This window comes from Vagococcus sp. WN89Y, assembly GCF_052220145.1.
Taxonomy (GTDB): Bacteria; Pseudomonadota; Gammaproteobacteria; order Enterobacterales; family Enterobacteriaceae; genus Kosakonia.
Genome location: NZ_JBQPOM010000071.1, coordinates 121,148 through 143,232 on the forward strand (window position 1 = coordinate 121,148; position 22,085 = coordinate 143,232).

Genomic DNA, 22,085 nt, shown 5'->3' on the forward strand with positions numbered 1-22,085 from the left:
TTCAATCCCTCAATGATGCCTGGAATCGCTCTTTTAATGCCTCTACACATTTGGCGACGGTAGAGGCAATCTCCTCTTCTTCGAGTGTACGGCTGGTATCCTGAAGGATCAGGCTAATGGCAAGGCTCTTATACCCTTCCGCTACACCCTTACCGCGGTACACGTCAAACAAGTTTACGCCAACTACCTGATTTACGCCAACTTTCTTACATTCGGCCAAAACATCTGCTGCTGACACATTTTCGGCAACCACAACTGCGATATCACGACGGTTTGCCGGGAAGCGGGAAACCTCCTGCGCCTGAGGAACCACGCGCTCTGCGAGGGCATTCCACTCCAGTTCAAACACCAGTGTCCGACCGTTCAGATCAAGCTTACGTTCCAGCTCAGGATGCACAACACCGATGACCCCAACAGGCCTATCTTTCAGATAAATCACCGCAGATTGTCCCGGATGGAGCGCCGGAATCGCTTCTGCGCGGAACTGAATGTCGGATAATTTCCCGGTCAGCTCCAGAACAGACTCCAGATCGCCTTTCAGATCGAAGAAATCGACGCTGCCTTTTGCCAGATCCCAGTGCTCTTCGTAGCGGTTACCGCAAATCGCACCGGCCAGCATCACATCCTGACGAATGCCGAGGTTCGCCTGCGTGTCCGGGACAAAACGCAGACCGGTTTCGAAAATACGCACGCGGCTTTGCTGGCGATTCTGGTTATACACCACCGTGCCCAGCAGCCCCGTCAGCAGCGACAGACGCATGGCTGACATTTCACTGGAGATAGGGCTTGGCAGGATCAGCGCCTCTTCTCCCGGATGAATCAGCTGTTGCACTTTCGGGTCAACAAAGCTGTAGGTAATCACTTCCTGATACCCTTTGTCGCTAAGCATAGTTTTCACACGTTTAAGCGACAAGCTTGATTCACGGTGTTCGCCCATCACCAGGCCTGCCTGCACCGGCGCGTCAGGGATATTGTTGTAGCCGTAAATACGCGCGACTTCCTCGACCAGATCCTCTTCGATTTCCATATCGAAACGCCAGCTCGGCGCCACGGCCAGCCACTCGTCCTGACCTTCCGTCACTTTGCAACCGAGGCGCGTAAGGATATCGCTCACCTGTTCATCAGCAATGTGATGACCAATCAGCCTGTCCAGCTTGCTGCGGCGCAGACGGATCGTTGCTGGTTTCGGCAGCGTCTCTTCATTGGTCACATCAATCACCGGCCCGGCTTCGCCACCGCAGATATCCAGCAGCAGGCGCGTTGCACGCTCCATCGCTTTATATTGCAACTGCGGGTCAACGCCACGCTCGTAACGATGCGAGGCATCGGTGTGCAGGCCATGACGGCGCGCGCGACCGGTAATAGCGAGCGGATTGAAGAAAGCGCACTCCAACAAGACGTTTTGCGTTTCGTCATTCACGCCGGAATGCTCACCGCCAAAAATACCGCCCATTGCCAGCGCTTTGCTCTGGTCAGCGATAACCAGCGTGTCGGCGTTCAGCTTCGCTTCGCTTCCGTCCAGCAACACCAGGGTTTCGCCCTCTTTCGCCATACGCACTACAATGCCGCCATCAAGACGGTCACGGTCAAACGCATGCATCGGCTGCCCCAGCTCCAGCAGCACGTAGTTGGTGACATCCACTACCGCATCAATAGAACGGATACCGCAACGACGCAGTTTCTCTTTCATCCACAGCGGCGTAGGCGCTTTAACATTGATGCCTTTAATAATACGGCCCAGATAGCGCGGGCAGGCTTGTGGCGCCTCAACAGTGATCGGCAGCGTTTCATTGTGCGTCGCCGCAACCGGTGCAATCTCCGGCTCAATAAGCGGCGAACGATTGAGCACCGCAACATCACGCGCAACACCGATAATACCCAGGCAATCTGCGCGGTTTGGCGTGACGCTGATTTCAATGGTGTTGTCGTTAAGTTTCAGGTAGTCGCGGATATCGGTACCGATGGGCGCATCTGCGGGCAACTCAATGATGCCGTTATGATCGTCGGAAATCCCCAGCTCAGAGAAAGAACAGAGCATCCCTTCTGAAGGTTCACCGCGCAGTTTCGCCGCTTTGATTTTAAAATCGCCCGGCAGCACCGCGCCCACGGTTGCAACCGCCACTTTCAGCCCTTTGCGGCAGTTTGGCGCACCACAGACGATATCCAGCAAGCGATCGCCGCCGGTGTTAACTTTTGTGACGCGCAGTTTGTCGGCATTCGGGTGCTGAGCACACTCAACCACTTCGCCCACGACAACGCCATGGAACGCGCCGGCGACTGGTTCTACGCCATCTACTTCCAGGCCTGCCATGGTGATTTGCCCTGACAGCGCTTCACTGTCAATGGCGGGATTGACCCATTCGCGTAACCACAGTTCACTGAATTTCATTGTTTTTCCTGCCCTTATTTAAACTGTTTGAGGAAACGCAGATCGTTTTCGAAGAATGCGCGCAAATCAGTGACACCGTAACGAAGCATGGTTAAACGCTCCATTCCCATGCCAAAGGCAAAGCCGGAGTAGATTTCCGGATCAATACCGACGTTACGCAGTACATTAGGATGCACCATGCCGCAGCCCAGCACTTCCAGCCATTTACCGTTTTTGCCCATCACGTCAACTTCGGCAGAAGGTTCGGTAAAGGGGAAATAGGACGGGCGGAAGCGGATTTGCAAATCTTCCTCAAAGAAGTTGCGCAAAAAGTCGTGCAGCGTGCCCTTCAGATTGGTGAAGCTGATATTTTTATCAACGATCAGCCCTTCCATTTGATGGAACATTGGCGTGTGGGTCTGATCGTAGTCGTTACGATAGACGCGGCCCGGCGCAATAATGCGGATCGGCGGCTGCTGGTGTTCCATGGTGCGGATCTGCACACCGGAGGTTTGCGTACGCAGAAGACGCGTCGCATCGAACCAAAAAGTGTCGTGGTCAGCGCGCGCCGGGTGGTGTCCCGGAATATTCAGGGCATCAAAGTTATGGTAATCGTCTTCGATTTCCGGCCCTGTCGCTACGGTAAAGCCGAGCTCACCGAAGAAACTTTCAATACGGTCAATGGTGCGGGTAACCGGATGCAAACCACCATTTTCGATACGACGACCCGGCAGAGAGACATCGATAGTCTCAGCGGTCAGACGCGCATTAAGCGCAGCACTTTCCAGATCCGCTTTGCGGGCATTCAGCGCCTGTTGAACCTGCTCCTTGGCTTCGTTGATCACTGCACCAGCAGCGGGACGCTCCTCTGGCGGCAGCTCACGCAGGGTGGTCATTTGCAGGGTCAGATGCCCTTTCTTGCCCAGATATTCGACGCGTACATTATCCAGCGCGGCGACATCTGTTGCATTGTTAATGGCTGCCTTCGCACTGGCAACCAGCTCTGCGAGATGTGACATGGTTTTCCTCGTAATGTCGGTGCAGACACCGTCTATGGTAAGTCATTTACGCTAACTATTTTGCCTCGCAGGCAGAGTAAACCGCTCTGCCCGACGCGATGCAAAACAGAAAAGCAAACGTCAGATACAAAAAAAGCCTCCACAGGGGAGGCTTCTGGCGCTGTTTTTCGTTTCTTTTCTCACGCGCTAGCCCCCTGGGTTCAGGTGCTAAAGTAAAAAAAGAAGCGGAAAAGAGCAGCATTCATGCTTGCGTTACCTTAATCGGGTAAATAGAAGTTGATGCTTATTGAAAGCGTATCACGGTGAAAAGTCAATGCGCTGACGGAGTTAAAGCATCCTGCACGGTTACAGCAGCATAGCGTTAAAGCAAAAGAGGGAGCCAGGCTCCCTCTCTTAAACCGGCTTACGCCAGAGCTGCTTTCGCTTTTTCAACCAGGGCAGTGAATGCCACTTTGTCGAATACGGCGATGTCAGCCAGGATCTTACGGTCGATTTCAACAGAGGCTTTTTTCAGGCCGTTGATGAATTTGCTGTAAGAAATACCGTTCTGACGTGCTGCTGCGTTGATACGTGCAATCCACAGTTGACGGAACTGACGCTTTTTCTGACGACGGTCACGATAAGCGTACTGACCAGCTTTGATAACAGCCTGGAAGGCAACACGGTAAACGCGAGAACGCGCGCCGTAGTAACCTTTAGCTTGTTTCAAAATTTTCTTATGACGTGCACGTGCAATCACACCACGTTTTACGCGAGCCATATGCTCTCCTGTATATTCTAATTAAAAAGTTTAAAGGTTAACGACTTATGCGTACGGCAGGCACGCGATTACCAGGCCCAGATCGCCTTTGGAAACCATGGCTTTCGGACGCAGGTGACGTTTACGCTTGGTAGCTTTTTTAGTCAGAATATGACGCAGGTTAGCGTGCTTGTGCTTAAAACCACCTTTACCGGTTTTTTTGAAGCGCTTAGCAGCACCGCGTACGGTCTTAATTTTTGGCATTTTTTAACTTCCACTTCGCATTGTTAATAAACGAAACAAAGGCGAACCAAACCTGCGAGCCTGTGACCCACAGGTTTAATTACTTGATGGCCTTACTGTTTCTTCTTAGGAGCGAGCACCATGATCATCTGGCGGCCTTCGATCTTCGATGGGAAGGATTCGACAACTGCCAGTTCACTCAGATCGTCTTTCACGCGATTAAGCACTTCCATACCGATCTGCTGGTGGGCCATCTCACGACCGCGGAAACGCAGCGTAATCTTGGCCTTATCACCCTCTTCAAGAAAGCGAATCAGGCTGCGGAGTTTTACCTGATAGTCACCTTCATCTGTGCCAGGACGGAATTTAATTTCCTTAACCTGAATAACTTTTTGCTTTTTCTTCTGTTCCTTCGAAGACTTGCTCTTTTCATAGAGGAATTTGCCGTAATCCATTATACGACAAACGGGCGGTTCGGCGTTAGGGCTGATTTCAACTAAATCCACCCCGGCTTCCTCAGCTTTTTCCAGAGCCTCTCGCAGACTCACAATACCAATCTGCTCGCCTTCCAGACCCGTCAAGCGAACTTCCTGGGCGCGGATCTCGCCATTGATACGATTCGGACGCGCCGTTTGAACTCGTTTTCCGCCTTTAATACCTTATTCCTCCAGTTGTTGAAGACTGCGGCTGCGAATCTCTTGTTGCAGCTTCTCAATCAATTCATTTACGTCCATGCTGCCAAGGTCTTTACCACGACGGGTACGCACGGCAACTTTACCGGCTTCCACTTCTTTGTCGCCACAGACCAGCATATATGGCACACGACGTAAAGTGTGCTCGCGGATTTTAAAGCCAATCTTCTCGTTTCTCAAGTCTGCTTTTACCCGAATGCCTGCATTTTGTAGTTTCTGCGTCAATTCGTTAACGTAATCAGACTGCGAATCGGTAATATTCATCACTACCGCCTGAACCGGTGCCAGCCAGGTCGGGAAGAAACCGGCGAATTCTTCAGTCAGGATGCCGATAAAGCGCTCCAGCGAACCAAGAATCGCACGGTGGATCATCACCGGTACCTGGCGGTCGTTGTTTTCGCCAACATAAGAAGCGTTCAAACGCGCCGGTAACGAGAAGTCCAGCTGTACTGTACCGCACTGCCATGCACGATCGAGACAGTCATACAGGGTAAATTCAATTTTCGGACCATAGAATGCGCCTTCACCCAGTTGATACTCAAACGGGATGTTGTTTTCTTCCAGCGCAACCGCCAGATCCGCCTCAGCACGGTCCCACATTTCGTCGCTACCGATGCGTTTTTCAGGACGCGTAGAGAGTTTCACGACGATTTTTTCGAAACCAAACGTGCTGTACATATCGTAGACCATACGGATGCAACCGTTCACTTCATCGCGAACTTGCTCTTCCGTACAGAAAATATGGGCATCGTCCTGCGTAAAGCCGCGCACGCGCATCAGGCCGTGCAGCGCGCCTGACGGCTCATTACGATGACAGCTACCGAACTCCGCCATACGCAGCGGCAAATCGCGGTAGGATTTCAGCCCCTGGTTAAAGATCTGGACGTGCCCCGGGCAGTTCATCGGTTTGATGCAGTATTCACGGTTCTCTGACGAGGTGGTGAACATCGCATCTTTATAGTTGTCCCAGTGCCCTGTTTTTTCCCACAGCACACGGTCCATCATAAACGGGCCTTTAACTTCCTGATACTGATAGGCTTTCAGCTTGGAACGAACAAAGGTTTCCAGCTCGCGGAAAATGGTCCAGCCATCATTATGCCAGAACACCATCCCCGGCGCTTCTTCCTGCATATGATACAGGTCGAGCTGTTTGCCAATTTTACGGTGATCGCGTTTGGCCGCCTCTTCCAGGCGTTGTAAATACGCGTTGAGCGCTTTTTTATCCGCCCAGGCGGTGCCATAAATACGCTGCAGCATTTTGTTATTGCTGTCGCCGCGCCAGTAGGCACCCGCGATTTTCATCAGTTTAAAATGATGGCAGAAACGCATATTCGGCACGTGCGGGCCACGGCACATGTCGACGTATTCTTCGTGATGATACAAGCCAGGCTTATCATCATGCGCGATGTTTTCATCAAGAATGGCGACTTTATAGCTTTCACCGCGTTTGGCAAATGTTTCACGCGCTTCATGCCAGCTGACTTTTTTCTTGATGACATCGTAGTTGGTTTCGGCGAGCTCATGCATACGTTTTTCGAGCGCGTCGATATCTTCCTGAGTCAGCGTGTGGTCAAGATCAACGTCATAATAAAAACCGTTATCAATAACCGGACCAATCGCCATTTTGGTATGCGGCCAAAGCTGTTTGATAGCATGACCTAACAGGTGCGCACAGGAGTGACGAATGATCTCAAGACCCTCTTCGTCTTTCGCGGTGATAATAGCCAGCTGCGCGTCTTGTTCAATCAGATCGCTTGCATCAACCAGCTCGCCATTCACACGACCCGCGATACAGGCTTTTGCCAGACCAGGACCAATATCCAGAGCAACATCCATGGGGCTAACGGCATGGTCATATTGACGCTGACTGCCATCAGGAAGAGTAATTACAGGCATTTCATTTCCTTATTTGCAGTGGTGCCCCACACGAAAGAGCACATACAAAATGAGATTTTATAAATATAACGACACGGGAGGTAAGTTTTCTCGCTTCACGTTAGCGAAATCTGCACGCCTGCGCTCAGTCATGACCGCCGCATACCCTTACCTTTGCCATTAAGTACGCTTTAATAGTACACATTCGTTAAGAGGGTTGAAAGGATTACTGTGACCTGTCTCCCGGATATGCCCCTCATAGCGCGGTTAGACACCGGCCCGGATAAAGGTTATAAAATGGGCGATTTTCATAAGGATTATCTTATTTTAGCGCGGCCGCTTGACACAATAGCACCGCAAGCAGTCTAGTTGGCTACCCATTCACATCTAACATACTGATAAGACATGGTAATAGTTTATCCAATTATTATAATCGCGCTGATTGCGATAATTATTTTTTCGTTTTACAAACACCGCAGCATTAAGTTGTCGAGAAACCTTCCGGGACGCCATAAAAAGCGGCGCTGGTAAGCCGTTCTTTATGGTGCGACAACAACCTACTCCGAAGGCACGTTCAGGCGTGCCTTTTATTTAGCCGCTCAATATTGCTACGCCTCGTAACCGAGCGCGCGGATCACCGTTTCCATTGCTTCCGTTGTCAGCGCTGAACGTTTAACTTTTTGATTTGCCAGCATCGTTCTGACCACGCCAGCAATAACAATATGTTTCGGCTCCTGCCCAAGGTCGCGCATTTCAAGGACGACTTTTCCCACCACCCGGCACATCTCCTCGTATAACTCGTCGTCTTTCGCTTTCCTCATTTCGCCTCCGGATACGGTCATTTTTGCCAGGACATTTGCACAAAGTTAAATTTTTCGACAATTTGCCTTAAAGTTGTTCGCCTCAGTTGCCGATGATTGTTCCATTAGCGACCTGAATGAATCAACTACCGTAATGCAAGCTATCAATTATAACCAGCTCAGCAGCAACAATTTACGGGTCAGGACGACCACCGCGTCCGTGCTGCAGGAATCGATCGAGCGGTTATCATCGGGATTGCGTATCAATAGCGCCAAAGATGATGCCGCAGGACTGGCTATCGCCAACCGTATGCGTTCAAATATTAATGCAGATGCGGCGATTTCCCGTGGCCTGGACGATGCAATAAGTATGGCGCAAACGGCAGAAAGCAGCCTGGCTACCGTGGGTGAATTGCTGATTCGCGCCAAAAGTCTGGCCATTCAGTCGGCGAATGACACGCTGGTGGAAAGCGATCGCATCAGCCTGAATAGTGAGTATCAAAACATCCTCAAAAATATTCAGCAGATTTCAGAAGGGACGGAAATTTTTGGCCGCTATCCTCTGGCGACTGACTCTCCCGAGCTACCGCCGGTATTGATTGGTGATACCCCGCCGCTGAATGTAAAGTTTCCCGTTCAGGGCACCGACTACTCGTTCAGTTCAGGGATTATTTCGCTGGCCTATATTCCCGCCGGTGCGCGGGATATCACCATTACTATCGACTCGCTGGGGCTGGATGATGATATCCAGCTCTTTACGCGCGACGGTAAGCATCTGGCCGGGACACCCGTTAATGGCAGCGATCCTGATTACACCTGGGTGAGTCGCGGCGTGACCGATTCGGCAAAAGCCACCAGCAAGGCGCTCACCGAAGCCAATGGTTTTGAAAACGGGGCGAGCTACGACGATTCACTGCTGATTGAAGGCGGTAACGCGTGGGCGTTAAATGGTAGCGAAACACTCAATTACAACGGGATGACCATCAGTTATAGCGGTGATGGCGACAGGTATGAACCCGACCGGGCATTTAACGACGGCAGCAACGGTTCGAACCGCCTTGAGCGGGTTAAAATAGATAATGTCACCGAAGACCTGATAGTCATGGTTGTTGGCAGCGGTTCTTTTACCAGCAACCTCACCTGGGGGGATTTGCCAAAACCAACGATTACGCCAACCGTCCCGCCAAAGCAGAGCGAACCCTGGCAAGTGGTGACCAGCGCGAACGTGGGCGAACCGTTGCAATCCATAACCGTCGCTGCCACCCCCGCCGACGTAAAATCGCTGGCGTTAAACAATACCGACTTGCTCTCCATAGAGACGTCCAAAGCCGCGATGTCAAAGCTTGACCAGGCACTGGACCAGGTAAATGGCTATCGGGGGGAGTACGGCGCAACAATTAACCGCTTTGAATCAAGCAAATCGGTACTGGCACAGCAGACGCTCGCGACGCGTGCGGCAAAAAGCCGTATTGAAGATGCAGATTATGCTCAGGAGGCCAGTAAGATGGTCAAAGCCCAGATATTACAGCAGGGACAAGATGCGGTGTTAAAAATTGCTAACCAGTCGGTCGAAAATATTCTGGCTCTGCTTCGTGACTAATTTATGGCTATGAATAATAAGCACGACAATCGCCGCAATAATTATATTATCGCAGCAAAATATAGCGAAAATAAAACCGGTACGACACTCTCCGGTTTTAAAAGTTAATGACTTAACTCTCTACGCATTATTCCCACTCACCGGCAACCAGCGTATGCGCATTAAACGCCTTATCGTTATTTCCCTGAGTGATGTGCGAACCGCGAACCATATTGGAACCCGCTTCGATAGCATTGACATCTGTATTATTGTAACCGGCAGTGGTAACAGGCTCAGCAGCGAAAACGCCAAAAGAGAGTGCGGAAAGCACTACAGCTGCTGCGGCAGTTTTTGTATTGTTCATAATCAGGTTCTCTTTTTTAATTAAACACATGACTACCTGGGCGTGTTTTTACCCGTGCCTTAATTGTAGATCTGGATCACACTCTTGCACAGTCAATTTATTTATCCATTCGTGTCAAATAAACTGAAGGTGTAACGAGGAGATTAATTATGGAGAGATTAAGGAGTTAGAAACGATACTTAAATAAAACTGGATAATACGTTTGAAATAACAGCACAAAATATCAAATAAAAAAGGGCCGAAAATTCCGGCCCGGCAGCTTACATTTTATAGCCTAACGTTACCGAGGTTCTGCGATCGGTATGTTCCGGCGCCGTTGAAGGCGGTTCGGAGTTCCAGGTCACGTTATAAGCGACTTTCAGACCAAAATGGTCATTGATAGCCACATTCAGTGCCGTCTCTGAGTTCAGCGTCGTATCGTCTGCGCCAAACACCGACACGCCCTGCGTAAATTTAGCATTGTCAGACAGTTGCCACGCGTAGGTTCCTGACGCGTACCCCAGGCCGGTGGTTTTGGTATCACCATCCGTGTACTTGTCATAACGAACGCCCGGACCGAATTCAAAGCGCAGGCTGTGAACCGGGCCATTGAGGATCTGCCGACCATAACCTGCTGTCACCACGTCACGGTCGCGGTAACCGTTGTAGCGATCGGTCAGCCAGCTCGCCTGCCCGAAAAGGTAATCGTAATCGGTCATGTTATAACGACCACGACCGCCGACGGCGTATTTTTCAGACGAACGTTCATCATTTGAAGAGGTATTGCTGGCATTGCCCCACAGAGACCAGGCGGTGGTATCACCGTACCAGGTTAGTGTGGAATCGGCGGTCAAAGAAGAACTCTTTGTATTGCCGGACTGGGCGAGATAGCCGCCGTTCAGGTTGCCTTCGAAAGGTTTCTGCGCGGTGGAAGGGTCATCCATGACAGTAAAAACGGTATCATCTGCGCCAGCATTCATTGACGCAAGCACGCCCGCAGCTATAACCAGCGCGGGTACTGTCTTAACAAGCTTCATTTATTAGGAGTCCGTACAGCAAAAAAAGAGACCAACACGGTCCCGGAAACTTTCAGAAGGATCAATGAGTAACGTTCCTGAGAAAGGTAACAAATTATAAAAAGGCTGCTTAAACATATCAATGAAATCTTATTTAATTTTTTGAATAAGAGCGCACTGAAAAAAACGAAACAGTTATTACTATTTCCTGGACTTAACATATATTTTTTACATAAATCATATTGTTAATTACTTTCCCTTTCGACTATTCGCTGCCATGCTTAATACAACCGGAATAAAAGGAGGTAATCATGGTACCGATTTATACGCTGACACTGGCGCCTTCACTTGATAGTGCGACGTTGACGCCGCAAATCTATCCCGAAGGAAAACTACGCTGTAGCACCCCGGTTTTTGAACCCGGCGGCGGCGGCATCAATGTGGCGCGCGCCATTGCCCATCTGGGCGGGAAAGCCACGGCAATTTATCCCGCAGGCGGCGCAACCGGTGAACATCTCTCTGCCCTGCTGGCGGACGAAAATGTACCGACCATCAGTGTCCATACGAAAGACTGGACGCGGCAAAACCTGCATGTCCATGTCACGTCCAGCAGCGAGCAGTACCGGTTTGTGATGCCTGGTGCTGCGCTAAGCGAAGACGAATTCCGCAAACTGGAAGAGAAAGTTCTGATTATTGAAGCGGGCGCTATCCTGGTAATCAGCGGCAGCTTGCCGCCGGGCGTTTCGACAAACAAACTCACGCAACTGCTGGAAGCCGCACAACAAAAAGGCATTCGCTGTATCGTCGATAGCTCCGGCGAAGCCCTTAGCGCCGCGCTCGGCGTCGGGCAGCTTGAGCTGGTTAAACCGAATCAGAAAGAGCTGGGCGCGCTGTCAGGGCGTGACCTGACGCAACCGGACGACGTGCGCCAGGCCGCGCTGGAAATTGTTCGCAGCGGCAAAGCCTTACGCGTGGTTGTCTCACTCGGCCCGCAGGGCGCGCTGGCCGTTGATAGCGAACGCTGCGTGCAGGTGGTGCCGCCGCCGATGAAGAGCCAAAGCACCGTCGGCGCAGGCGACAGCATGGTCGGTGCAATGACCTTAAAACTTGCGCAAAATGCGCCGCTTGACGATATGGTGCGCTTTGGCGTGGCCGCCGGAAGCGCGGCGACCATCAATCAGGGCACCCGTTTGTGCGCCCTTAGCGACACGCAAAAAATCTACGATTACTTATGCAAAATATGACGCCTTTTCCCCGCTTCAGGGGAGGCCCGTCGGCAGTCGACAAATTAACCCTGCCGACTATGCTAAAAAAACTTTTACAACATCACGGAGTGAAATATGGGCACTGATAGCATCACGCGCTACGTCATAACGGTCAAATTTCACGAGCAGACCCTCACGCAAATTAATGAGTTAAATAACCACTTTACACGCGCGGGTTTTCTCCTCACCATGACGGATGACGACGGCAATGTGCATGATCTTGGCACCAACACGTTCGGCTTGCTCAGCGCGTTAAGCGAGCAGGAAGTGAATGATTTAGCAAATGGTCTGGCCGAAAGCGCCGTCGGTGAAGAGACAGAAATCGACGTGTATCGCTGGGAGGAGTGGCGAAAAGCACAGCCGTAAAACGCCAGCACTGCCGCTTAAAAAAAGCGTTACGTCGTATTTTAAAAGCTTTAAGTGCGCTAACTATTTGATCGGGCTGATAACATGGGAGAGACATCATGTGGCAAGCGGTAAGTAGTCTGTTAAGCGAACAACTGGGCGACGGGGAAATCGAGCAACGCGAGGAGTTGCCAGGCGGCGAAATTCATGCGGCATGGCATTTACGCTACGCGGGGCATGACCTCTTTATGAAATGCGACGACCGCGAATTACTGCCAATCTTTACCGCCGAAGCCGATCAACTGGCGCTGCTGGCGCGCAGTAATACGGTAAGCGTGCCTGAAGTGCTGGCCGTGGGCAGCGATCGGGACTATAGCTTTCTGGTCATGGAGTACCTGCCCGCCCGTCCTCTGGATGCGCACAATGCCTTCATTTTAGGCCAGCAGCTGGCGTATCTGCATCAGTGGAGCGATCAGCCGCAGTTCGGGCTGGATTTCGATAACGATCTCTCTACCACGCCACAACCCAACGCCTGGCAGCGCCGCTGGTCGACGTTTTTCTCCGAGCAGCGCATCGGCTGGCAGCTGGAGCTGGCGGCAGAAAAAGGGCTGGAGTTTGGCAATATTGACGCCATCGTGGAGCATGTCCAGCAGCGGCTCTCTTCTCACCAGCCGCAACCCTCTTTGCTGCATGGGGATTTGTGGTCAGCGAACTGTGCGCTGGGGCCAAAGGGACCGTATATTTACGATCCGGCGTGCTACTGGGGCGACAGAGAGTGCGATCTGGCTATGCTGCCGCTGCACCCGGATCAGCCGCCACAAATTTATGATGGCTATCAGTCGGTTTCGCCGCTGCCCTATGATTTTCTCGACAGGCAACCTGTCTATCAGCTCTATACCTTATTAAATCGCGCGATATTATTTGGCGGGGAACATCTGCTCAATGCCCAGCGCGCGCTGGAGCGGGTGCTGGCAGCGTAACCGACAAGGCCACCTTTCGGTGGCCTGCGTTATCTGCAATGCTACTTATAAAAAACCGAGCAGCGTAAAGAAGAAGTAGCCGATAACAATCACCACTACCGGCAGCACATACAGCGGGAAAAATTGCAGAAAAATGGTGTGATGCGGTACCACAATTCGCGCCTCTATCTGCTCACGCGTTTGCCCTTCCGGCCCTTTGGCTTTTTCGAGGATCATCTGGTCTTCAACCCCTTCGCGCAAAAACCGCGCCTGGCGGCTCATGCGCGCGCCGGACGCCTGCAGTGCCAGCCCGACAAAAATCAGCACATAGATAACCCAGAACATGATGTTCGCACTGTGCCGGAAATCCGGCGTCGGCGAGTTGTACCAAAAGAGATTTAAAAACGGGGTGTTAAAGCGCATCATCTCAATCATCACATGGGCAAAATCCAGCATCACGGCGTTAATGCCGGGCTGTTTTTCGCTGTGATCGTACATAAATTTCAGTACAGAGATGATGGTCGATACCACCGCCGGGATAAAAATCACCCAACCAAGAACGCGCTTCAGAATGGCGATGCGTCCAGCTTGTTGATACGTCATGGCTTCCCCTTGTATGTGACGCACTGTTTTTGTTTAAGTCTACCCGCTGATTACCCTTTTCGCCCACTCTTTAAAGACGCTATGATGAATCTTTATCCATTATCAATCCGTTACCGGTATTCACTGCGCTAATAAAGAGAGGTGTTATGTCTGCTTCCCGTCAAATTCTTGCTGCCATTTTTGATATGGATGGGTTACTGATTGACTCGGAGCCGCTCTGGGATCGCGCTGAACTGGAGGTCATTGCCGGGCTGGGTGTGGATGTGTCGCGCCGCAACGAACTGCCCGACACGCTTGGCCTGCGCATTGATATGGTCGTTGACCTGTGGTTTGCGCATCAACCCTGGGTGGGGCCTGGCCGCGAAGAGGTGACAGAACGCATCATCCAGCGCGCGATTTCGCTGGTTGAAGAAGAGCGCCCCCTGCTCCCCGGCGTTCGCCACGCCATCGCCCTGTGTAAAGCCAACGGCCTGATGGTCGGTCTGGCGTCAGCATCGCCGCTGCATATGCTGGAAAAAGTGCTCGACATGTTTGAACTGCGCGACAGTTTCGACGCGCTCGCTTCTGCGGAAAAACTGCCGTACAGCAAGCCGCACCCGCAAGTGTACCTGGATTGCGCCGCGAAACTGGGCGTCGACCCGCTGACCTGTGTCGCGCTGGAAGATTCCGTTAACGGTATGATTGCCAGCAAAGCCGCACGCATGCGCTCCATCGTGGTGCCGGACGCGGAGCATCGCCAGGACCCGCGTTATGTGCTCGCCAATGTGAAACTCGACAGCCTTGAGCAGCTCACGCTGAACCATCTGCTCGGGTAAATGTTCCGGGGCAGCGCCCTGCTGCCTCTTTATTTTTCAACCCGTCACTTTTTGAAACATCATTTCATTTTTATTTGAGTTTTTCCTTCCGGCCTTCTATCCTCTGCACAGGCGCTTATGCCTGTTAAAATATTACGCCGGAGTAATCATGATACTGGATGCCTTTAATCTTGCGGGTAAAGTGGCCATCGTCACCGGGTGCGATACCGGGCTTGGTCAGGGAATGACGCTGGGCCTGGCGCAGGCGGGCTGCGATATTATCGGTGTCAACCGAAAAATCCCCCATGACACAGCGCAGAAAGTTGAGGCGCTGGGACGGCGTTTTATGGCTATTCAGGCCGATTTGCGCCACCAGCACACCATCGACGATATTGTCCGCCAGGCGGTCGGGAAAATGGGGCGGATTGATATCCTGGTCAACAACGCGGGCACCATTCGCCGCTGTGACGCACTCGATTTCAGCGAGCAGGACTGGGACGATGTCATGAACCTTAACCTGAAAACGGTGTTCTTTCTTTCCCAGGCCGTGGCCCGGCAGTTTATTGCCCAGGGTGAGGGCGGGAAAATTATTAACATTGCCTCGATGCTCTCCTGGCAGGGCGGTATTCGCGTCCCCTCTTACACCGCGTCAAAAAGCGGCGTGCTGGGGCTGACAAGGCTGCTGGCTAACGAATGGGCGCCGCACCGTATCAATGTCAACGCGATTGCGCCGGGCTATATGGCGACCAATAACACCCAGCAGCTGCGGGATGACGCCGAGCGTAGCCAGGAGATCCTCGGAAGGATTCCTGCCGGGCGCTGGGGAACCCCGGAAGATTTGCAAGGCGCAGCGGTGTTTCTGGCCTCGCGCGCCTCAGATTACGTCAACGGCTTCACGCTTGCGGTCGATGGCGGCTGGCTGGCGCGCTAATCTGGCAAATTTGTGACAAAGAGTTACACCGTCACTACTTCCGCCTACTGTACAAACATCCTATACTGTATGCATCGACAGTTTAGCGAGTTTCATCATGACGGCGGAAGGACATCTGCTTTTTTCCATTGCTTGTTCAGTGTTTGCCAAAAATGCTGAATTAACGCCAGTGCTCGCTCAGGGCGACTGGTGGCATATTGTGCCGTCGGCCATCCTGACCTGTCTGTTGCCCGATATCGATCACCCAAAATCATTTCTCGGTCAGCGCCTGAAGTGGATTTCTAAACCCGTGGCGCGCGCGTTCGGGCACCGTGGTTTCACCCATAGCCTGCTGGCCGTGTTTCTCGCCCTGACGCTTTTTTATCTGAAAGTTCCCCCGGACTGGATAGTCCCTGCCGATGCGTTACAGGGCATGGTGATAGGGTATATCAGCCATATCCTCGCCGATATGATAACCCCGGCTGGCGTGCCGCTGCTCTGGCCCTGTCGCTGGCGCTTTCGTCTGCCGCTATTAATGCCGCAAAAAGGCAATCAGCTGGAGCGAGTCCTCTGCATGGCGCTGTTTACCTGGGCGGTGTGGATGCCGCAGACATTGCCCGAAAACAGTGCAGTGCGCTGGACCTCACAGATGATAAATACCCTACAGGCGCAGTTCACGCAGTTCATTCATCACCAAAATGATTATTAACCGAACAACTATAATGTTTTTGTTATAAGCCATTCTTTTTGGATATAAACCTCATCCCGGCACTTCTGATAACCTTGCGTTACAGGATAGACCGATTGGTCGTCCGCATAATGAGAACAGGAGAACGGGGATGAATTTTCCACTAATCGCGAACATCGTCGTGTTCGTGGCTTTGCTGGTTCTGCTGGCGCAAACGCGTCACAAACAGTGGAGTCTGGCAAAAAAAGTACTGGTGGGCTTAGGTCTTGGCGTCGTCTTTGGCCTGGCATTACACGCTGTTTATGGCGCTGACAGTCCGGTACTGAAGGATTCCATCCAGTGGTTCAATATTGTCGGTAACGGTTACGTACAACTGTTGCAAATGATCGTCATGCCGCTGATCTTTGCTTCTATCTTAAGTGCCGTGGCGCGTCTGCATAACGCCTCGCAGTTAGGTAAAATCAGCGTGCTCACCATCGGTACTCTGTTATTCACCACGCTGATTTCAGCGCTGGTCGGGGTACTGGTGACCAATCTGTTTGGCCTGACGGCGGAAGGCCTGGTCCAGGGCAGTGCGGAAACCGCGCGCCTGAACGCTATTCAGAGCAACTACGTCGGTAAAGTGGCGGACCTGAGCGTGCCGCAATTGCTGCTCTCCTTCGTGCCGAAAAACCCGTTCGCCGATTTGACCGGCGCCAGCCCGACCTCCATCATCAGCGTGGTTATCTTCGCCGCGTTCCTCGGCGTGGCTGCGCTGAAGCTGCTGAAAGATGATGCGCCGAAAGGCGAGCGCGTGCTGCGCGCTATCGACACGCTGCAAAGCTGGGTGATGAAGCTGGTACGTCTGGTGATGCAACTGACCCCTTACGGCGTGCTGGCATTGATGACCAAAGTGGTGGCCGGTTCCAACATTCAGGACATCATTAAACTCGGCAGTTTCGTGATTGCCTCTTACCTCGGTCTGGCCATTATGTTTGCGGTGCATGGCGTGCTGCTGGGCATTAACGGCGTCAGCCCGCTGAAATTCTTCCGCAAAGTGTGGCCGGTACTGACGTTCGCCTTTACCAGCCGCTCCAGCGCCGCGTCGATTCCGCTGAACGTTGAAGCGCAAACCCGTCGCCTGGGCGTGCCGGAGTCTATCGCCAGCTTCTCAGCTTCGTTTGGTGCGACCATCGGCCAGAACGGCTGTGCGGGTCTCTACCCGGCGATGCTGGCGGTGATGGTTGCACCGACGGTGGGCATCAACCCGCTGGACCCGGTGTGGATTGCAACGCTTGTCGGTATCGTCACCGTCAGCTCTGCTGGTGTGGCGGGTGTTGGCGGCGGGGCGACTTTCGCGGCGCTTATCGTGCTGCCCGCGATGGGCCTGCCGGTGACGCTGGTGGCGCTGCTTATCTCTGTCGAACCGCTGATTGATATGGGCCGTACCGCGCTGAATGTGAACGGTTCGATGACTGCCGGTACGCTGACCAGCCAGTGGCTGAAACAAACGGATAAAACCGTGATGGACAGTGAAGAGCACAGCGAGCTGGCGCATCGCTAATTTGAGCTGAGAGTTGAGCTACCCTGATAACGCCTGCCGCTGTGCAGGCGTTTTTTATTCTTCTGCTATTTCGCCTTCCTGGCGCATTTGCGTCGCCCAGCGCTGGGCTGCTTCCGGCACGCTGAATGTCGGCGAGCGGCGAAAGTGTTCCCCCACCAGCACAAACGCCACATATTTACCACGCAACAACCATACATCGCGAAACCCTTCAACTTTCACTGCGTGATCGGGAGGCGCAGGCTCGACGCGGGGAACATAGCTAATGACTCGGCGATTGTGTTGGCGAAATGGTTTCATAATTGGTGCATTCACTAAAGACAAATTCCACAAACAAGAAAGGCCTTATCATAGCCGATAGTGGCCCGCTCCGTCGCGCCCTGCGTGCCTTTCTGCGATTTTTCATTCAACCGTCTGCGACCTTAGCGCCAAAACCATGTTCTATAGTTATAGGGTCTTAAAAAACATAACGGTCATTTTTAGCAATGAGAAAGGAGAAGAGTTCAATGTCGCAGAAGCATAACGACCCTAACAGCCACCAGTCCCCGGTTCATGACGCCAGCGAATCGCGTCCCGGCCTGGATTCCCTTGCGCCTGAAGATAATTCCCACCTCCCCTCGCCACATCCCAGCGCGCCGGGTGAACAACCCACCGCGCCGGGCAGCCTGAAAGCACCGGATACCACAAACGACAAACTCAACCAGCTGGAACCCTTTCGTAAAGGAAGCGAAAATTTTGCGCTAACCACCAATCAGGGCGTGCGCATCGCCGACGATCAAAACTCCCTGCGCGCCGGAACACGCGGCCCGACGCTGCTGGAAGATTTTATCCTGCGGGAAAAAATTACCCATTTCGACCACGAACGCATCCCTGAGCGCATCGTGCACGCGCGCGGCTCGGCCGCACACGGTTACTTTCAGCCCTACCGTAGCCTGAGCGACATCACCAAAGCAGACTTCCTGTCCGACCCGGAGAAAATCACCCCGGTCTTCGTGCGCTTCTCCACGGTACAGGGCGGCGCGGGTTCAGCCGATACGGTGCGCGACATCCGCGGTTTCGCCACCAAATTTTATACAGAAGAGGGCATCTTTGACCTGGTCGGTAACAATACGCCGATATTTTTTATTCAGGATGCCCATAAATTCCCGGATTTTGTCCATGCGGTGAAACCGGAACCCCACTGGGCAATTCCGCAGGGCCAGTCAGCGCATGACACCTTCTGGGACTATGTCTCGCTGCAACCGGAAACCCTGCACAACGTGATGTGGGCGATGTCTGACCGCGGTATTCCGCGCAGCTATCGCACCATGGAAGGCTTCGGTATTCATACCTTCCGCATGATTAATGCCCAGGGCAAAGCCACTTTTGTGCGTTTCCACTGGAAGCCGCTGGCGGGTAAAGCGTCGCTGGTGTGGGATGAGGCGCAGAAACTGACCGGGCGCGATCCGGACTTCCATCGCCGTGAGCTATGGGAAGCGATCGAAGCAGGTGATTTTCCGGAATATGAGCTGGGTTTGCAGCTGATCCCGGAAGAAGATGAGTTCAAGTTTGACTTCGACCTGCTCGACCCGACTAAACTCATCCCTGAGGAGCTGGTTCCGGTACAGCGCGTCGGTAAAATGGTGCTCAACCGTAACCCTGACAACTTCTTTACCGAGAACGAACAAGTCGCTTTCCACCCGGGCCACATCGTTCCGGGGCTGGATTTCACCAACGATCCGCTGCTGCAAGGCCGCCTCTTCTCTTATACGGATACGCAAATCAGCCGTCTCGGCGGGCCGAACTTCCATGAGATCCCGATCAACCGCCCGACCTGCCCGTATCATAATTTCCAGCGCGACGGCATGCATCGCATGGATATTGATACCAATCCGGCAAACTATGAGCCGAACTCGATTAACGATAACTGGCCGCGTGAAACGCCGCCGGGGCCAAAGCGCGGCGGTTTTGAGACTTACCAGGAGCGAGTGGAAGGCCATAAAATCCGCGAACGCAGCCCCTCTTTCGGGGAATACTACGCCCACCCGCGCCTGTTCTGGCTTAGCCAGACACCGTTTGAACAGCGCCATATCGTCGATGCGTTCAGCTTTGAGCTAAGCAAAGTCGCCCGGCCGTATATTCGTGAGCGCGTGGTCGATCAGCTGGCGCATATTGATATTACGCTGGCAAAACGCGTGGCGGAAAACCTGGGTATCACCCTGAGCGATGAGCAGTGCAATATTGCCCCGCCGCCGGATGTGAACGGTCTGCAAAAAGATCCGTCCCTCAGCCTCTATGCCGTGCCCGATGGCACCCTGAAAGGCCGCCAGGTGGCGATTCTCCTGCATGACAAGGTGAGCGCTGCCGATGTGCTTGCTATCCTGCAGGGGCTGAAAGCAAAAGGCGTGCACGCGAAATTGCTCTATTCGCGCATGGGTGAAGTGGTGGCGGATGACGGCTCCACGCTGCCGGTCGCTGCGACTTTTGCCGGTTCGCCATCCCTCACCGTGGACGGTGTGATTGTCCCGGGCGGCGATCTCAGTGGTCTGCTGGATAACGGTGATGCGAAGTATTATTTGCTCGAAGCTTACAAACACCTGAAGACTATCGCGCTGGTCGGCGATGCGCGTCAGTTTAAAGATGTGCTGAATGTCCCGTCGCAGGGTGAAGAAGGTATTGTCGAGGCAGATAATGCGCAAGGCGCGCTACTTGATGATTTCCTGACTCTGCTCGCCGCTCACCGGGTCTGGTCACGCATCGGTAAGATTGATAGCGTTCCTGCATAACGTGAAAAACCGGCCAAATGGCCGGTTTTTTTTAGTGTGTAGCAGAAAATTACTGCTTCGGCGCCTGCGGATCGGTGTCGTATTCAGCACAGGTCTGGTAGCCGGAGTTCAGCACACGACCGGTTTCATCCAGTGCGACGAAGTAGGTTTCCGTTTTACCGTTACGCTGACCCAGGATATAGGTCTGGCACGTACCGCGCGCATGCACCATGGTCACTTCAGAAGACGGGCGGCCCGCAATCTGCATGACCTGATCGCGCGTCATGCCTTTTTTCACATCTTTCACTACTGGCTGGCTAACCTGATCTTTTGCGCGATCGTAAGCCGTACACCCTGCCAGCATAGTCAGTACCGCTGCTGCACCCAGAATTCCTGCGATGTTCTTTTTCATATTCCATCCTCTTGTTTATCCGCTTGTGTATCAGCGTGTTATATAAGCCTGGAATATAAAAGTGCTTTTTTCAACTAAACGAACTCAATGGTCTATCTTTCAGAGAAATCTAATAAAAAGAGTACTAACTCGTTAAATCGCCGCAAAATGCACCCCATAGTTTTATGATCCTTGTCGTTTAGCCGCCGACGGGTTAGCTTTAGTTAAAACGATTGCAACCTTTAACAGCATCACAGAACGGAGGGGTAAATGACTCTGCAACAAGAGATTATTACGGCGCTCGGTGTTAAACCGACCATTGATGCCGAAACTGAATTTCGCCGCAGCGTAGACTTTCTGAAAAGTTACCTGAAGGCGCATCCTTTTATAAAATCGCTGATACTGGGCATCAGCGGCGGCCAGGACTCCACGCTCGCAGGCAAAATCAGCCAGCAGGCTATTCTTGAGATGCGCGAAGATAGCGGCGATAAAGAATACCAGTTTATCGCCGTGCGCTTGCCTTACGGCGCCCAGGCCGATGAGCAGGATTGCCAGGACGCGATTGCGTTTATTCGCCCGGATCGCGTACTGACGGTCAATATTAAAAGCGCCGTGCTGGCAAGCGAACAGGCGCTGCGCGGCGCGGGTATTGAGCTGAGCGATTTTGTGCGGGGTAATGAGAAAGCGCGCGAGCGTATGAAAGCGCAATACAGCATCGCCGGGATGTGCAAAGGCGTGGTCGTCGGCACCGATCATGCGGCGGAAGCAGTGACCGGTTTTTACACCAAATACGGTGACGGCGGAACAGACATTAACCCGCTCTTTCGCCTGAATAAACGCCAGGGAAAACAGATCCTCGCCTGGCTGGGCTGCCCGGAGCATCTGTATAAGAAAGCACCGACGGCGGATCTGGAAGACGATCGTCCTGCTTTGCCGGACGAAGCGGCGCTGGGTGTGACCTATGAGAATATTGACGACTACCTCGAAGGCAAGCAGCTCGATGCCGGTAGCGCCAAAATTATTGAAGGCTGGTATCTGAAGACCGAGCACAAACGCCGTCCGCCGATCACGGTATTCGATGATTTCTGGAAAAAACAGTAAACTTTCAGGGCGGCGCAGGCCGCCTCTTTTTTCAGCAACGAAGCCCTGCTATACTGGATAAGTAAACAGTA

The 22,085-nt window shown here is 52.7% G+C and carries 23 protein-coding genes and 1 other annotated feature; of the genes, 10 read left to right on the forward strand and 13 right to left on the reverse strand.

What is annotated here, in order from left to right:
* Position 1: 1 nt before the first annotated feature.
* From pheT to fumD, 8 genes are all read right to left on the reverse strand, one after another.
* Positions 2-2,389: a phenylalanine--tRNA ligase subunit beta gene (gene pheT, locus ACTU3N_RS22055; RefSeq protein ID WP_443088263.1), complete on the reverse strand. Its 2,388-nt coding sequence runs from the start codon at positions 2,387-2,389 to the stop codon at positions 2-4.
* A gap of 14 nt (positions 2,390-2,403) precedes the next feature.
* Positions 2,404-3,387 (reverse strand): phenylalanine--tRNA ligase subunit alpha, encoded by a 984-nt coding sequence (gene pheS / locus ACTU3N_RS22060; protein WP_443088264.1) that lies wholly within the window; start codon positions 3,385-3,387, stop codon positions 2,404-2,406.
* A gap of 126 nt (positions 3,388-3,513) precedes the next feature.
* Positions 3,514-3,637, reverse strand: a sequence feature (Phe leader region).
* Complete coding sequence (gene pheM, locus ACTU3N_RS22065) at positions 3,588-3,632, reverse strand: pheST operon leader peptide PheM (RefSeq protein ID WP_152525475.1); 45 nt, start codon at positions 3,630-3,632, stop codon at positions 3,588-3,590. (Overlaps the previous feature by 45 nt.)
* Positions 3,638-3,790: 153 nt before the next feature.
* Positions 3,791-4,147: a 50S ribosomal protein L20 gene (gene rplT, locus ACTU3N_RS22070; RefSeq protein WP_013366084.1), complete on the reverse strand. Its 357-nt coding sequence runs from the start codon at positions 4,145-4,147 to the stop codon at positions 3,791-3,793.
* Positions 4,148-4,192: 45 nt separating this feature from the next.
* Positions 4,193-4,390, reverse strand: a complete 198-nt coding sequence (gene rpmI, locus ACTU3N_RS22075; RefSeq protein ID WP_001124225.1) for a 50S ribosomal protein L35 — start codon at positions 4,388-4,390, stop codon at positions 4,193-4,195.
* Positions 4,391-4,482: 92 nt separating this feature from the next.
* Positions 4,483-5,025, reverse strand: coding sequence for a translation initiation factor IF-3 (gene infC, locus ACTU3N_RS22080; RefSeq protein ID WP_443088371.1), 543 nt, complete (start codon positions 5,023-5,025; stop codon positions 4,483-4,485).
* Between the two features lie 3 nt (positions 5,026-5,028).
* Entirely contained in the window at positions 5,029-6,957 is a 1,929-nt protein-coding gene (gene thrS / locus ACTU3N_RS22085) for a threonine--tRNA ligase (protein WP_443088265.1), read from the reverse strand.
* Positions 6,958-7,544: 587 nt separating this feature from the next.
* A complete protein-coding gene (gene fumD, locus ACTU3N_RS22090; RefSeq protein ID WP_443088266.1) occupies positions 7,545-7,757 on the reverse strand; it encodes a fumarate hydratase FumD in 213 nt (70 codons plus the stop codon).
* Positions 7,758-7,890: 133 nt separating this feature from the next.
* On the opposite strand from fumD, the gene ACTU3N_RS22095 reads away from it, so the two are divergent.
* Positions 7,891-9,336, forward strand: a complete 1,446-nt coding sequence (locus ACTU3N_RS22095; RefSeq protein ID WP_443088267.1) for a flagellin N-terminal helical domain-containing protein — start codon at positions 7,891-7,893, stop codon at positions 9,334-9,336.
* Positions 9,337-9,463: 127 nt separating this feature from the next.
* Here the strand turns inward: ACTU3N_RS22095 and ACTU3N_RS22100 are convergent, their stop codons facing one another.
* Positions 9,464-9,679, reverse strand: coding sequence for a hypothetical protein (locus tag ACTU3N_RS22100; RefSeq protein ID WP_443088268.1), 216 nt, complete (start codon positions 9,677-9,679; stop codon positions 9,464-9,466).
* Positions 9,680-9,939: 260 nt separating this feature from the next.
* Positions 9,940-10,695 carry a DUF481 domain-containing protein gene (locus tag ACTU3N_RS22105; RefSeq protein WP_443088269.1) on the reverse strand — a complete coding sequence of 252 codons (756 nt, stop codon included), beginning with the start codon at positions 10,693-10,695 and terminating at the stop codon, positions 9,940-9,942.
* A gap of 290 nt (positions 10,696-10,985) precedes the next feature.
* On the opposite strand from ACTU3N_RS22105, the gene pfkB reads away from it, so the two are divergent.
* From pfkB to ACTU3N_RS22120, 3 genes are all read left to right on the forward strand, one after another.
* The gene (gene pfkB, locus ACTU3N_RS22110) at positions 10,986-11,918 is read left to right on the forward strand and encodes a 6-phosphofructokinase II (protein WP_443088270.1); all 933 of its coding nucleotides are present in this window, start codon (positions 10,986-10,988) and stop codon (positions 11,916-11,918) included.
* Positions 11,919-12,014: 96 nt separating this feature from the next.
* On the forward strand, positions 12,015-12,305 hold the full coding sequence (gene ghoS / locus ACTU3N_RS22115) for a type V toxin-antitoxin system endoribonuclease antitoxin GhoS (RefSeq protein ID WP_443088271.1): 291 nt from the start codon (positions 12,015-12,017) through the stop codon (positions 12,303-12,305).
* A 98-nt stretch (positions 12,306-12,403) separates the two neighbouring features.
* Positions 12,404-13,264: a fructosamine kinase family protein gene (locus tag ACTU3N_RS22120; RefSeq protein WP_443088272.1), complete on the forward strand. Its 861-nt coding sequence runs from the start codon at positions 12,404-12,406 to the stop codon at positions 13,262-13,264.
* A 45-nt stretch (positions 13,265-13,309) separates the two neighbouring features.
* Here ACTU3N_RS22120 and ACTU3N_RS22125 read toward each other — a convergent pair whose 3' ends face one another.
* On the reverse strand, positions 13,310-13,846 hold the full coding sequence (locus ACTU3N_RS22125) for a YniB family protein (protein WP_443088273.1): 537 nt from the start codon (positions 13,844-13,846) through the stop codon (positions 13,310-13,312).
* A gap of 146 nt (positions 13,847-13,992) precedes the next feature.
* Between ACTU3N_RS22125 and hxpB the strand changes: the two genes are divergently transcribed.
* The 4 genes from hxpB to ACTU3N_RS22145 all read left to right on the forward strand — a co-directional run bounded on the left by hxpB (position 13,993) and on the right by ACTU3N_RS22145 (position 17,781).
* Positions 13,993-14,661 (forward strand): hexitol phosphatase HxpB, encoded by a 669-nt coding sequence (gene hxpB / locus ACTU3N_RS22130; RefSeq protein ID WP_443088274.1) that lies wholly within the window; start codon positions 13,993-13,995, stop codon positions 14,659-14,661.
* Between the two features lie 148 nt (positions 14,662-14,809).
* Positions 14,810-15,571: a 2-dehydro-3-deoxy-D-gluconate 5-dehydrogenase KduD gene (gene kduD / locus ACTU3N_RS22135; protein ID WP_443088275.1), complete on the forward strand. Its 762-nt coding sequence runs from the start codon at positions 14,810-14,812 to the stop codon at positions 15,569-15,571.
* A 97-nt stretch (positions 15,572-15,668) separates the two neighbouring features.
* Positions 15,669-16,259: a metal-dependent hydrolase gene (locus ACTU3N_RS22140; RefSeq protein ID WP_443088276.1), complete on the forward strand. Its 591-nt coding sequence runs from the start codon at positions 15,669-15,671 to the stop codon at positions 16,257-16,259.
* Between the two features lie 130 nt (positions 16,260-16,389).
* Positions 16,390-17,781, forward strand: a complete 1,392-nt coding sequence (locus tag ACTU3N_RS22145; protein WP_443088277.1) for an L-cystine transporter — start codon at positions 16,390-16,392, stop codon at positions 17,779-17,781.
* A 54-nt stretch (positions 17,782-17,835) separates the two neighbouring features.
* On the opposite strand, the gene cedA is transcribed toward ACTU3N_RS22145, so the two are convergent.
* Positions 17,836-18,093, reverse strand: a complete 258-nt coding sequence (gene cedA, locus ACTU3N_RS22150) for a cell division activator CedA (RefSeq protein ID WP_443088278.1) — start codon at positions 18,091-18,093, stop codon at positions 17,836-17,838.
* Positions 18,094-18,284: 191 nt separating this feature from the next.
* Between cedA and katE the strand changes: the two genes are divergently transcribed.
* A complete protein-coding gene (katE, locus tag ACTU3N_RS22155) occupies positions 18,285-20,543 on the forward strand; it encodes a catalase HPII (protein ID WP_443088279.1) in 2,259 nt (752 codons plus the stop codon).
* A gap of 49 nt (positions 20,544-20,592) precedes the next feature.
* Here the strand turns inward: katE and osmE are convergent, their stop codons facing one another.
* Positions 20,593-20,934: an osmotically-inducible lipoprotein OsmE gene (gene osmE, locus ACTU3N_RS22160; protein ID WP_443088280.1), complete on the reverse strand. Its 342-nt coding sequence runs from the start codon at positions 20,932-20,934 to the stop codon at positions 20,593-20,595.
* Between the two features lie 249 nt (positions 20,935-21,183).
* Here osmE and nadE point away from each other — a divergent pair, with 249 nt between their 5' ends.
* On the forward strand, positions 21,184-22,014 hold the full coding sequence (nadE, locus tag ACTU3N_RS22165) for an ammonia-dependent NAD(+) synthetase (protein ID WP_443088281.1): 831 nt from the start codon (positions 21,184-21,186) through the stop codon (positions 22,012-22,014).
* Positions 22,015-22,085 lie beyond the last annotated feature (71 nt).